General features: G+C 61.2%; 8 protein-coding genes. 5 read left to right on the forward strand and 3 right to left on the reverse strand.

The window, feature by feature from the left end:
• Positions 1–89: 89 nt before the first annotated feature.
• Positions 90–1,619 carry an alpha-N-arabinofuranosidase gene (locus MRBLMC3_RS04645; protein WP_363826216.1) on the reverse strand — a complete coding sequence of 510 codons (1,530 nt, stop codon included), beginning with the start codon at positions 1,617–1,619 and terminating at the stop codon, positions 90–92.
• 284 nt (positions 1,620–1,903) lie between these two features.
• Positions 1,904–2,644, reverse strand: a complete 741-nt coding sequence (locus tag MRBLMC3_RS04650; protein WP_363826219.1) for a FadR/GntR family transcriptional regulator — start codon at positions 2,642–2,644, stop codon at positions 1,904–1,906.
• Positions 2,645–3,050: 406 nt separating this feature from the next.
• Here MRBLMC3_RS04650 and MRBLMC3_RS04655 point away from each other — a divergent pair, with 406 nt between their 5' ends.
• The 4 genes from MRBLMC3_RS04655 to MRBLMC3_RS04670 all read left to right on the forward strand — a co-directional run bounded on the left by MRBLMC3_RS04655 (position 3,051) and on the right by MRBLMC3_RS04670 (position 12,052).
• Entirely contained in the window at positions 3,051–4,928 is a 1,878-nt protein-coding gene (locus tag MRBLMC3_RS04655; protein ID WP_363826221.1) for a glycoside hydrolase family 97 protein, read from the forward strand.
• A 147-nt stretch (positions 4,929–5,075) separates the two neighbouring features.
• The gene (locus MRBLMC3_RS04660; RefSeq protein WP_363826222.1) at positions 5,076–7,505 is read left to right on the forward strand and encodes a glycoside hydrolase family 3 protein; all 2,430 of its coding nucleotides are present in this window, start codon (positions 5,076–5,078) and stop codon (positions 7,503–7,505) included.
• A 24-nt stretch (positions 7,506–7,529) separates the two neighbouring features.
• On the forward strand, positions 7,530–9,173 hold the full coding sequence (locus tag MRBLMC3_RS04665) for a DUF5597 domain-containing protein (RefSeq protein WP_363826225.1): 1,644 nt from the start codon (positions 7,530–7,532) through the stop codon (positions 9,171–9,173).
• Between the two features lie 20 nt (positions 9,174–9,193).
• Positions 9,194–12,052, forward strand: coding sequence for a TIM-barrel domain-containing protein (locus MRBLMC3_RS04670; protein ID WP_363754809.1), 2,859 nt, complete (start codon positions 9,194–9,196; stop codon positions 12,050–12,052).
• 75 nt (positions 12,053–12,127) lie between these two features.
• Here MRBLMC3_RS04670 and MRBLMC3_RS04675 read toward each other — a convergent pair whose 3' ends face one another.
• On the reverse strand, positions 12,128–13,702 hold the full coding sequence (locus MRBLMC3_RS04675; protein WP_414714626.1) for an alpha-L-fucosidase: 1,575 nt from the start codon (positions 13,700–13,702) through the stop codon (positions 12,128–12,130).
• A 259-nt stretch (positions 13,703–13,961) separates the two neighbouring features.
• On the opposite strand from MRBLMC3_RS04675, the gene MRBLMC3_RS04680 reads away from it, so the two are divergent.
• Positions 13,962–15,866, forward strand: coding sequence for a sialate O-acetylesterase (locus tag MRBLMC3_RS04680; protein ID WP_363826227.1), 1,905 nt, complete (start codon positions 13,962–13,964; stop codon positions 15,864–15,866).
• Positions 15,867–15,871: the final 5 nt, after the last annotated feature.

Raw genomic sequence — 15,871 nt, forward strand, 5'->3', positions numbered from 1 at the left:
AGCATTTCCACTCATAGTGGAAATGCTCTGGCCCGGCGGTCGGCGCTCGTCCCCGCTGGACGAACGCCGACCGCCGTGCATGGGCGAGTTCAGTCGATCGCGACCACCGCAACAGCCTTTGCAGGCAGATCGAAGACAAGTTTGCCGTTCAACATGCGCCCGGAATAGGCGACCGGCTTTACGGTTTCAGGCTTGTCGAAGCTGTTGTGCGAATCCATTGCCGCGCCCTTCAACACCCGGCCCTGCCCCTTGCCGGTGAGATTGGTGGTGACCCGTGCCGACTTATTCGGATCGAGATTGACCAGCGCCAGCCACATCTTGCCGTTTGCATCCTTCGCCGCGGAAGCGTCGACCATCGGCAGATCGACATTACCCAGCTCATAATGGGGGCCGCTTACCGTCGCAGGGAACGGTGTCGCTCCCTGGAATGGAAGATAAAGGTCGAACAGATGATAGGTCGGCGTCAGGGTCATCCGACCCTTGTCTGTCAGGATCATCGCCTGCAACACGTTCACCATCTGGGCGATATTGGCCATCTTCACACGTTCGGTATGACGATGGAAGATGTTGAGCGTCAGCGCCGCCACCTCAGCATCGCGAATCGTGTTCTGCTGATAGAGGAAGCCCGGCGTCGATCCCGGCTCCTGATCGTACCAGGTGCCCCACTCGTCAACCACCAGGGCAACGCGCTTCTTCGGATCATGCTTGTCCATGATGGCTTCGTGCTTCGCAATCATGCCATCCAGAGCCATGGCGTTGCGCAAGGTCACGGCCCATTCCCGTTCGGTGAAGCCGGTCGCCTGACCCTTCTTCGCCCAGTCTCCCGGGATCGTATAATAATGGAGGCCGATCCCATCGAAGATCTTGCCGGCCCGTTCCATCATGACGTCGGTCCAGTTGAAATCATCAGCGCTACCGCCACTCGCCACGCGGAAGGTTCCGGGTACGTGAAGGCGCGCATAGGAACCGAACTGGCGGCTCAGGTCTGCGGCAAATTCGGCACGCATTTCCCCTCCGCAGCCCCAGCTTTCATTGCCGACGCCGATATACTTCACTGTCCAGGGCTTGTCCCGGCCATTGGCGCGGCGCTCCCTGGCAAGAGTGGAGGTTCCGCCGGCGGTCATATATTCCATCCACTGCGCGGTGTCGCGCGGCGTGGCAGAACCCATGTTCGCGGCAACATAGGCATCCGCGCCGATCAATTCGGAAAAGTTCATGAACTCGTGCGTGCCGAACGTATTGCTCTCCGGCACACCGCCCCAAAACTTGTTCATCCGCTCAGGCCGCTGCGCGGTCGGCCCGATGCCGTCGCGCCAGTCATAATCATCCGCAAAGCAACCGCCGGGCCAACGGATCACGGGCACCTTGATCCTGCGCAGGGCGTCAACCACATCCTTGCGGTAACCGTTGATATTGGGAATGCTCGAGTCAGGGCCGACCCAGATGCCTTCATAGATCCCCCGGCCCAGATGCTCTGCAAACTGACCGTAAACCGCGCGCTCGATCTTCGGTCCGGCTTTGGTCGTATCCACCGACACGTTAACCGCAACCTGTGCGCCGACGCCCGAGGCAACCATCAAGGCAGCGGCCCCCATCGTCACGCGATGCAACCACTTCATTCCCATTCTCCCATCGTCCATTTTCTTGCATGGCGGCAGGCTGCGGCCTTCGGGGGAGCAGAGGCCATCGCCGCGACGCTCCGCAGCAGCCATGAACCAGATTATGCAGCCGAGCTGGCTGGAACGAAATCCGGCTTTCCCCCACAGGTTGACAGCGTCACTCGCCCATCATTTGAAGGATTAAGTCAGACAAGTCAATCTGACTGCGATGACGTCGCAAAAGGGCATGGCTTTGCTGCCGGCTGACAGCAAATTTCCAACACCAGTTCCGGCCGCGTGCTGATTTATCGGGTTTGGGTCGCCATTGGCTTGGTATCAAGCAGGGCAAGATGAACCAGATCAGCCATGGCCTTGCGTGCAGCGTCCGGATCACCGGCCTTGACGCATTCGAAAACCCGGCGGTGATCGGGAATGGCATCGCGGCGCAGCGGCGCCACGCGATGCTTGAAAACGGTCGTCCAGGCAACGGCCGCGCTGACTCCGCCAGTAAGCGTCATGATGAACGGATTTCCGGTGGCCTCGAGCAAGGCAGAATGGAAATCCTTGTCAGCCTCACGACCCGCCTCCGTTCCAAGAGTGTGCTTGGCCATGTTGTTGATCGCCGTCTCCATCCGGGCGACCTGTTCGTTGTTCCGCCGTATGGCGGCCAAGGCTGCAGCCTCAGGTTCGACAAAGCGGCGCAGTTCGAAAAGGCTCTCAAGCAGGAAATCGCTCGGTTCGAACTCGAACATCCATTGCAGCACATCGGGGTCCAGCAAGTGCCATTTGTCGTGCGCACAGACCTTGGTTCCGGTCTTCGGGCGAGATTCGACCAGGCCCTTGGCCGACAGGATCCGCAGTGATTCGCGATAGGCCGTCCGCGAAATCTTCAATCGCTCGCTGGCATCGACTTCGCCGAGCAACAATTCTCCCGGCTTATAGCGGCCCGATACAATAGCGATGCCGATGTCGCGCGCGATCGTACCATGTATGCGTAATCTCTTGCCGTCATTGACGGCATCCTTCCGGGCGGCGATTTTTTTCATTAATTACCTTTCCACCGCACAGAACACAACGTCCACAGAAGCCCTGCTGACCAGCCGGTTACGCGCTTTCACCCAATAATGGAATAACTCTTAGAACATTCGCTATTCTATGCAAGGGATCGACAGAATCCCCCTTCAATCAGACAATTATGGTTCGTCTGATGAAAATGAATTTTTATATGTGATAGACCAGTTAGGTATGCGATCCACTGGACCCATGATTGCGCGGTCGAACGGGTCATGCGGCCAGAATAGCCCGACTGCCTTAAAGGCCGTAAGAAAAATTCACGATTGCCTGAATTTTATGTCTGACATATCCACGGACAGATGGATTGCGATGGAGCCGCTGGTGCGGCGCGCAGCAAATCCGTCCCGATAAGAATGAATCGTAAATGGAGATCAGACAGTGCTCGCTCTCGCCCTCGCAGCCACATCGGCGATCGCCATCACCTCGCCCGACAGATCCGTTGAAATGCGTATCGCTACGGACGGCACGACCTATTCGATCACGCGCAACGGCGAAACCATCGCCAACGAGGCCCCGCTCGGCATTGTCCTGGCCGACGCGCCACCATACCGAGCCCTTGAATCGATGAAGGTTCAACGTCGCTCGGTCAATCGCACCTTGCCATTGATTGCGACCAAGGCCAGCCAGGCGACCGATCACTACAATGGTGCGACCATCCGCTTCCAGGAAACCGGCGCAGGGGGACGCGTCCTCGAAATAGAGGCGCGCGCCTATAATGACGGCGTTGCGTTTCGCTATGTCATCCCCACCGGCAGACCGGTCGCCATCTCCGGCGAGCGAACCGGCTATCGCCTGCCCGTCGGTACACATTGTCTTTTCACCGAAACCAGCGGCTCGCATGAGCGGGAATGGCAAGACATCCCGGTCTCCGCACTCGACCCCAACAAGCTCTACGACCATCTGGCAACCTGCGCCACGCCTTCGGGCCGCAATCATTTCGCCATTCTGCAGTCGGGGATAGAAGGATATACCGGTTCAACCCTGCGCCGTTCCGGAGATAGGCTGCAAGTGGAGTTGACCCCGCGCAAGGACCGTCCTTCGGTTGCCGTTCAGTCAAGCAATGGCGTTGAAACGGCCTGGCGGGTGATGATGCTGGGCGACCGGGCCGGCGACCTCATATCCTCCGAGCTCGTCGGCAACCTGGCGCACCAGCCGAGCGGAGATTTTTCGTGGGTGAAGCCCGGCAAGGCCGCCTGGGACTGGTGGTCAGGCCCAACGCAAAGCGAAAAGCCCACCATGGAACGCTATCGCAAGTTCATCGACTTCGCTGCCGATTCCGGGCTGCCTTATTTCCTGATCGACGCCGGCTGGGCCCTGAATTCCGGCGGCTGCTGCGCCGCCAACAAGGACACCGACATCCTGCGCGCCGAATCCGGGATCGATATACCAGCGCTCGTCAAATATGCCGAGGGCAAGGGCGTCGACCTCCTGCTGTGGGTTCACTGGGAACATCTCGAACCGCGGATGGAAGAGGTGCTCGACCACTACAGGAATTGGGGCATAAAGGGGATCAAGGTCGACTTCATGGACCGGCAGGATCAGCAGATGGTCGAATTCTACACGCGCGCGGCGCGCGAGACCGCCAAGCGCAGACTCCTGCTCGACATGCATGCCGCTTTCCTGCCTGCAGGGATGCAGCGGACCTATCCCAACTATATCACCCAGGAAGGGGTGATGGGTGCGGAGTATGACAAGATTGGCTGGGGCGCCGTCACGCCGGCGCACAATGTCAAGCTGGCCTATACGCGCATGCTCGCGGGTCCCATGGACTACACCCCCGGCGGCTTCCGCAACGGCGGGAAAGCCGCCGGACCCAGCGACGGATCAATGCCGGTAAGCCAGAACAGCCGGGGTCAGGCGCTCGCCATGTATGTGGTCTACGACAGCCCGCTCCAGATGGTGTCCGACGCGCCGGAAGCATACGCCAATGCGAGCGGGTTCGACTTCATCAGGATCGTCCCGACGGCCTGGGACGAGACCCGCTTCATCGACGGCACGCCCGACAGCCACATCGTTCTCGCGCGACGCAAGGGGCGTGATTGGTTCATCGGCGCGATGAACGCCGGCGGTGCACGAAACGTGATCGTCCCGCTCACCCTGCTCGGCACGGGCCGGTTCGAGGCGCAAATCTGGCAGGACGGCGCGACGCCCAACGAAGTGACTTCGAAATCCATCACCGTCGCCAGCGGCGATTCCCTGACCATCACAATGACCGACGGTGGTGGTGCGGCAATTCGGATCCGTCCAATCGACTGATGTTACCGCATTGCGCAATCCGCGAGCAAAATCTTCAGCCCGCCTGCGACCTGATCTTGATAGGCGGGAATCTATTTTGTATGACAAATAGAAATGGTTATTTGGGAGGAATTGTCTGAAATGAGAGTTAGCCACAAGCGGGCCGCAATGTCAGGCCTGACGCTGCCACTTTTGTTGGCGGCGACTAACGCTCTGCCTGCCCAAGCCGAAACACGGGGCGTGGCCGATCCTGCCAAATGGCCGCAGGCACGCAGCGCGGGCCTGATCGACGACCGGACGGAAGCGAAGATCACCGCATTATTGGCCAAGCTGTCGCTGGAAGAAAAAGTCGGACAGATGATCCAGGCCGATACGTCGGCGATCCAGCCGGAGGACCTTGTCAAATACCCGCTCGGTTCGATCCTTGCTGGCGGCAGTTCACCACCGATCGACGCGCCTGACCGTTCTCCTGCCGGGCCGTGGATCGCGACTGTGCACGCCTTCAACCAGATCGCAATGCAGAAGCGTCCGGGTCACGTGCCCATCCCGATCATGTTCGGGATCGACGCGGTGCATGGCAACAACAATGTGGTCGGGGCAACGCTGTTTCCCCACAATATCGCGCTGGGCGCCGCGAACGACCCTGACCTGATCCGTCGCATCGGGGACGCCACTGCAAAGGAGATCACGGCGGCCGGGATCGACTGGGCCTTTGCTCCAACGCTGGCGGTCGCGCAGAATGATCGCTGGGGTCGGACCTACGAAAGCTATTCGGAGGATCCTTCTCTCGTCGCCGCCTATGCGGGTCGCATGATCGAGGGACTGCAAGGCAAGCCGGGAACGGGCTCCATCCAGACCGGAAATGTCTCCGCCAGCGCCAAGCATTTTCTGGGCGACGGCGGTACCACCAACGGTATCGACCAGGGCGACACCGATATCCCTGAAGGCCAGCTGATCGCCATTCATGCGGCGGGCTATCCTCCGGCGATCAACGCCGGAACGCACACCATCATGGCGAGCTTCAACAGCTGGCAAGGCGTCAAGATGCATGGCAACAAGTCCCTGCTGACCGATGTTCTCAAGAAACGGATGGGCTTTGACGGTTTCATTGTCGGAGACTGGAACGGACATGCCCAGATTCCCGGCTGTACCGCGACAGACTGCCCGGCCTCCTTCAATGCCGGGCTCGACATGGCAATGGCACCCGACAGCTGGAAGGGGCTGTTCGATAATACCGTGAAGCAGGTGCGTGCGGGGGTGATCCCGATGGCCCGGATCGACGATGCCGTCAGGCGGATCCTGCGCGTCAAGTTCAAGGCCGGACTCTTCAACCCGGCCCGACCGTTCGAACAACGCAGCGATATGATCGGGTCGCCGGAACACCGGGCACTGGCGCGGGAAGCGGTCCGCAAATCGCTCGTTCTCCTGAAGAATGATGGCGTGCTGCCGGTGAAAGCAGCTGCGAATATCCTGATCGCGGGAAGCGCCGGGAACGACATTGGCCAGCAATCCGGGGGCTGGACGCTTTCCTGGCAGGGGGACGGCAACACCAATGCCGATTTCCCCAATGCCCAGTCGATCTTTTCCGGGATCGCGGAAGCCATGAAATCGAGCGGCGGCAGCGCGACCTTCAGCGCGGACGGAAGCTATGCCACCAGGCCCGACCTGGCGATCGTCGTGTTCGGCGAGAAGCCCTATGCCGAGGGCAGCGGCGATATCCGCTCCCTGGAATTCGAGCCTGGCGACAAGAAAGCCCTCGCGCTGCTCAAGAAGTTCAAGGCTGCCGGTATCCCGGTTGTCTCCGTATTCCTGTCCGGCCGTCCGATGTGGGTCAATCCGGAACTGAACCAGTCCGACGCCTTTGTTGCCGCCTGGTTGCCCGGAAGCGAGGGGGGCGGGATAGCCGATGTGCTGGTCGGCGATGCCGAGGGTCAGCCACGCCAGGACTTTACCGGCCGGCTTTCCTTCAGCTGGCCCAGGACAGCAGCGCAGTTTCTCCTCAACCGGGGCCAACCGGGCTACGACCCGCTGTTCCCCTTCGGATATGGGCTGAGTTACGCGAAGCCGGGCAAGGTGGGATCGCTCGACGAGGTTCCCGGAATCGATGGCACCCCGATCAACAAGAGCCGCTATTATATCGATGGGCACGTCCAAAAGCCATTTACGCTGCAGATCGATCCCGCGATCACCCGCACAGCGGTGGATTCGGCGATGCGCCAGGAGGGCGCGATGCAATTGGGCTGGCGATCGGCGGCCAACGGGAAGGCGACGATCGACGGCGAGGATATCGACCTTGGCTTTGAAACCAATGCCGAAATGATGTTGCAGATGGTCTACCGGGTCGATCGCCCCGCAAGCGGCCCGGTCACGCTTACAATGGGTTGGGGCACGATCAATGCAACCGACCTGTTCCGCTCGGCCGGGGGATGGAAAACGGTGCGCATCCCGCTCAAATGCTTCGCCCAGCGCGGCGGCGGCGACATGGCGCATGTCCACCCCGCATGGAGCCTGTCCGCGACCGGCCCGCTGACTGTATCGATCGCCAATGTGGAATTGACGACACAGGCGCCCGGCGGCTTCTGCCCGCCGCGAAACTGACGACGCCTGGAAAGGGAAAATGTCATGCAAAGCGTGAAGAAATGCCTTGCGCTGCTTGCGCTGCTCGCGGCGCCGGTCGCGGCCCAGACAGAGCATCCGATCCCGCGCCTGGAAAGCAGGGGCGGCAATCATGCGCTCATTGTGGACGGCAAGCCATTCCTGATGCTGGGAGCACAGGTCAACAATTCGGCCAACTACCCCGACATGCTTCCCGAGGTCTGGCCTGCGATCCGAAAGATGCACGCCAATACGGTCGAAGTCCCGGTCGGATGGGAACAGATCGAACCTGTGGAGGGGAAATTCGACTTCTCCTTTCTCGACGCCCTCCTGCCCCAGGCCAGGGCAAACAATGTTCGGCTCGTCCTGCTGTGGTTCGGAACCTGGAAGAACACCGCGCCGGCTTACGCGCCGGCCTGGGTCAAGCTCGACCAGAAGCGCTTCCCGCACATGATCAATGCCAAAGGCGAGGTCCATTACGCCCTTTCGCCGCACTATCGATCGACGCTGGAGGCCGACAAGCGGGCCTTCGTGAAGCTGATGGAATATCTCAAGAAGAACGACCCGCAGAACACCGTGATCATGGTTCAGCCTGAAAATGAGGTCGGTTCCTATGGATCGGTCCGCGATTTTTCCCCGGTCGCGCAAAAGCTCTTTGATGGGCAGGTGCCCGCCCCACTACTCAAGCAGATGAAGAAGCAGCCCGGCACATGGCGTCAGGTTTTCGGCGGCGATGCCGACGAATTCTTCCATGCCTGGTCGATCGCCAGCTACATCGACGAGATCGCCGCTGCCGGCAAGGCAGTAAAGCCCCTGCCGATGTACGTGAACGCGGCGCTGGCCGGCGCCTTCGGCCGCCAGCCTGCGACCACCTATTCGAGCGGAGGTCCGGTGCACTTTGTCATCGACGTGTACAAGGCCGCCGCTCCGGCGATCGATATCGTGGCGCCGGATATCTACACTCGCGACCACGCGGCCTACATGGCGTATCTCGACTATTACGACCGGCCTGACAACGCGCTGATCGTCCCGGAAACCGGGAACGACCGGGATTTTGCGAGGTTTTTCTTCCCGGTCGTCGGCCGCGGTTCGATTGGCTTCGCCCCGTTCGGCATGGACTACACAGGCTATTATAATTATCCGCTCGGCGCCAAGGATCTCGACGACGCGACGATGGAATTATTCGCCCGCAACTATCGGCTGTTCGCGCCGATGCAGCGGGAATGGGCCGCCTGGGCAGCGCAGGGCAAGACCTGGGGCGTGGCTGAACCGACCGACCTGAAAGCCGAGCACAGCCAGAAGGTCGACATGGGCAAGTACAACATGACCGTTACCTTCGGTCAGTGGCAGTTCGGCACGGACAAGCCCACCGGCAATGCCGAGCCGGTCGGCGGTCTCGCAGTTGCCCAGATCGCCGAAAACGAGTTCCTCGTCACCGGCTTCAAGGCGCGCGTCTATTTCGGCCTTTCCAAACCGGCGCCGTTTGAATCGATGATGATGCTGCGCGTCGAAGAAGGTCGTTACAACAACGGCAAATGGATTTTCCGTCGCGTCTGGAACGGCGATTCGATCGATTACGGCCTCAACTTCACCGATCGCGAGCAGGTGCTGCGCATCACGTTCGCCGCCGTCAAAGGCACGCCGCCGATACCCGTCGGCAATCCCAACTGATCAGCCGGAGCAATACAGCCATGTCCCTTTCCCGTATCGCGCTGTTTGCGCTGCTCGCCACTGCGAGCACCTCGGCCATCGCCGGCAGCTATCAACCCATCGACAACGGCGTTGTGGTCACTCCTGACGCCGGTGCCGCCAAGCGGGTCCGCGTGATCGCCTATGGCGATGACAGCTTCCGCGTCACTGCGGTACCCACCGGCGATTTCAACGAGGTCCCCGAAAGCCTCATGGTCAATGCCAAACCAGCGGGAAAGCCGGTGGTCACCCAGTCCAAAGGCAGCGTCACGCTGAAGCTGCCCGGCGCGAGCGCGGTGATCAATCTGGCCAGTGGACAGGTCAGCTTTCTGGATCGCGCGGGCAAAGCTGTCCTGACGGAATCGGGGCGTAGTGCGTTTCGCCCGCGTGACGTGGAAGGCAAGCGCTGGTTCACCGTGTCCCAGCAGTTCAATCCCGGCACCGACGAGGGCTTTTATGGCCTGGGCCAGCACCAGAACGGCCAGATGAACTATAATGGCGAGGACGTGGAACTCGCCCAGCACAATATGGCGATAGCCGTGCCTTATGTCGTTTCGACGCGGGGATACGGCCTGCTGTGGGACAATGACGGCATCACCCGCTTCGGCAATCCACGCCCCTATGAATTCGTCGGCAAGGATCTGAAGGTCACGAGCGACGGCAAGCCGGGCTGGAAGGCCGAATATTTCCTGGGCAAGTCGCGCGCCGCGCTGCGTCAGGAAGATGTCATCGACTATCAATATATCGAGGACCAGGCGAAATGGCCGACGGCGGCAAAGGCCACGACCAAGGCGTCAGCCGACAGCGGGCAGAACACCGCAGGCGTCGTGACCCAGGAACAGCAGGTGGTCTGGACGGGCGACGTGACGGCGGACACGACCGGCGAGCACCGATTCCAGATATATGGATCAAGCTATTTCAAGGTCTATGCCGACGGCAAGCTGGTCATGGATCACTGGCGTCAGAACTGGAACCCCTGGTATCATAATTTCAAACTGCCGATGACTGCCGGAAAGCCGGTCAAGATCCGCATCGAATGGACCCCCAACGCCGGATATATGGCGTTCCTGCACAACAATCCCCTGCCCCGGAAGGATCGGCATTCGCTCTGGATGACATCGGATACCGGAAAGGCGGTGGACTATTATTTCGTTGGTGGCGGCACGATCGACAAGTCCATTGCAGGCTACCGGAAGCTGACCGGCAAGGCGACGCTGCTGCCCCAATGGGCCTATGGCTTCTGGCAAAGCCGGCAGCGTTACGAAACCCAGGAAGAACTGCTTGGCGTGCTGCGTGAATATCGCAAACGCGAGATCCCGATCGACAATATCGTGCAGGACTGGTTCTACTGGCCGCAGGACCAATGGGGCAGCCACAGGTTCGATCCCAAGCGATTCCCCGATCCCAAGGGCATGGTCGATGAAATCCACGCGCTCGATGCGCGGGTCATGATTTCAGTCTGGCCCAAATTCTATCCCAACACCGAAAACGCCAAGGAGCTGGACAAGAACGGCTGGCTCTATCACGGCAATCTTGAAATGAAGAATCTCGACTGGGTCGGGCCGGGATATCTCAACACCGACTACGATGCCTATTCGCCCGGCGCGCGCAAGATGTACTTCGACCAGATCAAGCGCGAACTGGTATCGAAGGGCTTCGACGCCTGGTGGCTCGACGCGACCGAACCGGATATCCACTCCAACCTGTCGATCGAACAGCGCATCAAGACCATGGGGCCGACGGCGATCGGCGCTGCGGAACCGCTGTTCAACAGCTATCCGCTTGTCCATGTCGACGGCGTTGCCGAGGGGCTGCGCGAGGCACGGCCGGACGTTCGCCCCTTCATCCTGACCCGTTCGGGTTTTGGTGGCCTGCAACGCGCCAGCGCGGCGATCTGGTCGGGCGATGTGGCCGCGCGGTGGGACAATCTGCGCGAGCAGATTTCGGCTGGCGTTAACGTCTCGATGTCCGGCCTGCCCAACTGGACGCATGATATTGGCGGCTTTGCGGTTGAAGATCGCTATACCAACCAGGACCCCGCGCATCTGGCGGAATGGCGCGAACTCAACCTGCGCTGGTTCCAGTTCGGCGCCTTCTCGCCATTGTTCCGCAGCCACGGGGAAACGCCGTTCCGGGAAATCTACCTGATCTCGGACAAGGATCCGGCGATGCAGGAATCGATGATCTGGTACGACAAGCTGCGCTACCGGCTGCTGCCCTACATCTACACCACCGCAGCCGATACCTGGTTCAAGGATGGATCGATAATGCGCGGTCTGGTCCAGGATTTCGGCTCCGACCGCAAGGTCTGGAACATCGACGATCAATATATGTTCGGCCCGGCATTCCTCGTCGCTCCGGTCACCGATTTCAAGGCGCGTAGCCGCAAGGTCTACCTGCCCGCCGGTTCGGGCTGGTACGACTTCAATAGCGGTGCCTTCCATACCGGCGGGCAAGAGATCGACGCCGCTGCGCCCTATGAGCGCATGCCTTTGTTCGTTCGTGCCGGATCCATCGTGCCGACCGGGCCGGCGATCCAACACACGGGCGAAGAGCCGGATGGCCCCATCGTGCTGCACGTCTTTACAGGTGCGGACGGGAGCTATTCGCTCTACGAAGACGATGGGACCAGCGAAGGCTACCGCAAGGGCGCTTTCTCGCGCGTCGCGATCCAGTGGAACGACGCCGCGCACAGCCTGACCATCGGCAAGCGCGAAGGCGAATTCTCCGGCATGCCGGGGAAGCGCGCAATCTCGGTCCGCTTCTACGACAAGGCGACGCGGCAGCCGATCGACTTCGCGGAGAACGGCAAATATTCAATCGTCTACGACGGCAATCCGGTCACCATCACCATGCGGTGAGGCGACCGGGCAAATCTCCGTCGACATGCAAAAGGCCGGCCCTGATCCTGTCAGGGCCGGCCTTTTTCATTGCGGTCAGGATGCAGAGAGCAGCCCCGCCCCTTGCAGCTTCACCACCGGCGCCATCTGCCCCGGCGCTGGCTTGGGGAAGTTGATCTCCAGCGCATCGTCGTTCTGCTTCCAAGCCAGCTTTCCGCCGCCCACCAGTTCGGCCTTCGCTATGGTCGCACCACCCAGCGCGCGCCTGCCAAGGGACTCGATCCGCGCCGTGCCGGTCGGCCACAGCAGCATGATGGCATAAAGCGCGCCCTTGTTGGTGGTGAAGCGCACGTCCCGCTCGGTGAAGTCGCTCGCGCTGCCTTCATCCATCCGTCCGCCGGGTACGCTGGTCGGCCCTTCGCCGAAGCTGCGCCAGGGACGGCTGCCGAAGATCGCCGCGTCGCCATTGACCTTCAGCCAGGCGGCAATGCCGTCGAGGATCTTCTCCTCCTCGCTGTCGATCGTTCCGTCACCGCGCACAGGCACAGACAGCAGCAGGTTGCCGTTCTTCGACACGATGTCGCTCAGGCGTTGGATGACCTTTTGCGCCGGTACGTAGCTCTTATGGTCGAACCGTCCGCGGTTGTAATGCCAGTCACCGATGCAGGTGCAGGTCTGCCAGGGCTGCTCGCGCATGACCGGAGAGAAGCCGCGTTCGACATCGTTCATCAGGCCGCCCTGCATATAGTCGGTCAGAATCTTCGACGTCAGCACTACGTTCGGGCTGCCATGCCATTCGATCGCACGATTATAGTAATGAGCCACGGCTTCCAGGCCCACTGAACCGAAAGGTATCCGCGTGTTGTCGAAATAGACCATGTCGGGCTTGTACCGATCGACCAGTTCGTTCTGGCGCAGCAGCCAGTTGCGGACGAAGGCGGGGTTCTTTGCCGCCGCCTGTTCCAGCCAGCGCCCGTCATGGACGTCGTGCCAGGATTCCATCGCCTTGTTGCTGGCAATGCCGTCCGGAGCGACGAAAGCTGGCCCGACATAAAGCTCCTGCGGGTCGAGCCCTTCCCACCACTTGCCCTGGCCGTCCTCCTTGCGCAGGCGGAAAGCATCATAGCGCTGTCCCGCGCGCGGGCCTTCGGGATCATAGCCATAGGCGGGCTGATACCAGTGCCAGGCATGGGCGATATGATTGCTGACACCAAAGGGCAGGCCTTCGGCGCGGGCCGCCTTTTCCCACCCGGCTACAATATCCCGCTTCGGCCCCACGCGCGTCGCGTTCCACGAGTGATGACTGCTGTCGTAAAGGTCGAAATTGTCGTGGTGGCCGGCCATCGCCATGAAGTATCTGGCGCCCACCTGCTTGTAGCGCTTCAGAAGAGCGGCCGGATCCCAGGCCTCCGCCTTCCAGCGATTGATGATCTCCATGAATCCGGTGTCGGCAGGATGGCCGTAATTGGAGAGGTGATGCTGGTAGGCGCCGCTGCCAGGAAGATACATCAACCGGCCGTACCAGTCGCCCGCCTCCGGCTGGCATTGCGGTCCCCAATGAGCCCATATGCCGAACTTGGCATCACGGAACCATTGCGGGGTTTCCCAGCCATCTACCAGCGACGTCCAGTTCGGCTGGAAGGTTGCCGCCGGGGCCGAAGCCGACATCATGGCGCCAAGGCCGAGGCCTCCGGCAAGCAGGTTGCGCCGTTCAAGACTGAACAAGTCATCTCTCCCTCGAATCTCTATTGTCTGATTTATTATCCTTCGTTAGCCATGACATCAACCGAGAGGAAGGGGCATCGATCCGGAAAATGCATGGGGCGATCCAGCTGTCAGGGCGTGCTGCCATGTCGCGGCGGCGGAGGACGGCCAGACGAGAGAGCCGATCTGCCTTCCGGAACCTCCGCCCGAACTTGAAAGGCCCGAAATGAAGCTGATCCCTGCCCTGTTCCTGCTGTCTGCATCTGCAATGCCTGCAATCGCATCCGCACAGACGTTGGAACTCGATACGCCCCTTTCCTCCCACGCGGTCATTCAGCGCGATCGTCCGATCCCTATCAGCGGCCAGGCCGCGCCTGGCAGTAAGGTGACGGTTGCGATCGGAGCCGAAAACTATTCGGCCAATGCCGATCCGCAAGGGCGTTGGCGCATCACCCTTCCACCGCGCGGGGCTGGTGGTCCCTATGCCGTCACGCTGCGCAGCGGCACCGAGGTCATCAGCCTGGACGACATCATGGTCGGTGATGTCTGGCTCTGCTCGGGCCAGTCGAACATGGAATTCACGCTGCGCCACGTGACCAATTCGGACGCCGAAGTGGCCAGCGCAGGCAACACGATGCTGCGCCTGCTGAACGTTCCGCGGCAATCCAGCCCGCGGCCGCAGGACCGGTTTACCGCCCCCACCCCCTGGCAGGTCTCAACACCCGCCTCAGCTGCCGATTTCTCGGCCGCCTGCTTCATCATGGGGCGCGAATTGCAGCTTCACCAGCAAATACCGATCGGCCTTGTCGCCGCCAGTTGGGGCGGATCGCCGATCGAGGAGTGGATCAGCCGTGAGGCCTTGCAGACGATCCCTCGCTACACCGGCGAACTTGCGCTGCTCGATACCTACGCCCGCGATCCGCAGGCGGCATCAGTACAGTGGACTAGCATGACCCGCAATGCGCTGGGCGAAAGGGAGACCGCGCCCGCCGACGCGAAATGGCAGGATGTGCCGGGCCTGCGCTTGTGGGAAAGCTGGGGGGTGCCGTCGCTCGCGAACTTCGACGGGATTGGCTATTATCGCGCCACGATCACCCTGACCGCGGCGCAGGCGAAGCAAGGCGCGAAACTTTCGCTCGGCGCCATAGACGACGCGGATTTCACGCGGGTCAACGGCAAAAGCGTGGGAGTGGAGCGCGGATGGACGACCCTACGCAACTACCCCGTTCCGCGCGGCTCACTTAAGTCGGGCAAAAATCTGATCGACATCACGGTGGTCGACAGCGGCGGCGGCGGCGGTCTGTGGGGCGATGGTCCACGCAATCTCACTCTGGCGGATGGAACCAGCATCCCGCTGGAAAAATGGAGTTTTGCAGCCGGCGCTCCGATAAACCAGATTGGCACGCTCCCCTCTGCGCCGTGGACGGGCGGCGCCGGACGAACCACGCTGTTCAACGGCATGATCGCCCCGCTCCACAACTACCCGGTCAAGGGCTTCGCATGGTATCAGGGGGAGGCCAATGCTGGCGATGCCAAGGGCTATGCCAAGCTCATGCCGCTGATGATTGCCGATTGGCGCAAGCGATTTGGCGCGACGCCCTTCATCATGGTTCAACTCGCCAATTGGGGGCCGCTGGTTTCCACACCGACGGACGACCCATGGGGCCAATTGCGCGACGTTCAGCGTCAGGTTGCCGACGCCGATCCCCAGGTCGGCATGGCCAGCGCGGTCGATATCGGCCAGGTCGCGGATATCCATCCGACCAACAAGCAGGACGTCGGGCGCAGGCTTGCCTTGGCTGCACGCCATCTGGCGCTTGGCGAAGCGGTCGAGGATCGGGGGCCTTCGCCGACAGGCATATCGCGCACCGCCAAGGGCATCGAGGTGCGCTTTGGCCATGGACCTCTGGTCGCCATGGCCGGAGCCGGCGCGATCGGTTTCGAACTGTGTAATGCCGCCGCGCAGTGCCGCTTCGTCCACGGCGAGGTTGCGGGCGACACGGTGACCCTGCCCGCCGACCCGGAGGCGGTCAAGGTGCGCTACCTCTGGCAGGCCAGTCCTATCGTCAACCTCTATAACCCCGCAGGTCTCCCGGCCTCGGGTTTCTCGCTGAAGATCGACCAGAAATAGTCCGG

The organism is Sphingobium sp. LMC3-1-1.1, assembly GCF_040676285.1.
Taxonomy (GTDB): domain Bacteria; phylum Pseudomonadota; class Alphaproteobacteria; order Sphingomonadales; family Sphingomonadaceae; genus Sphingobium.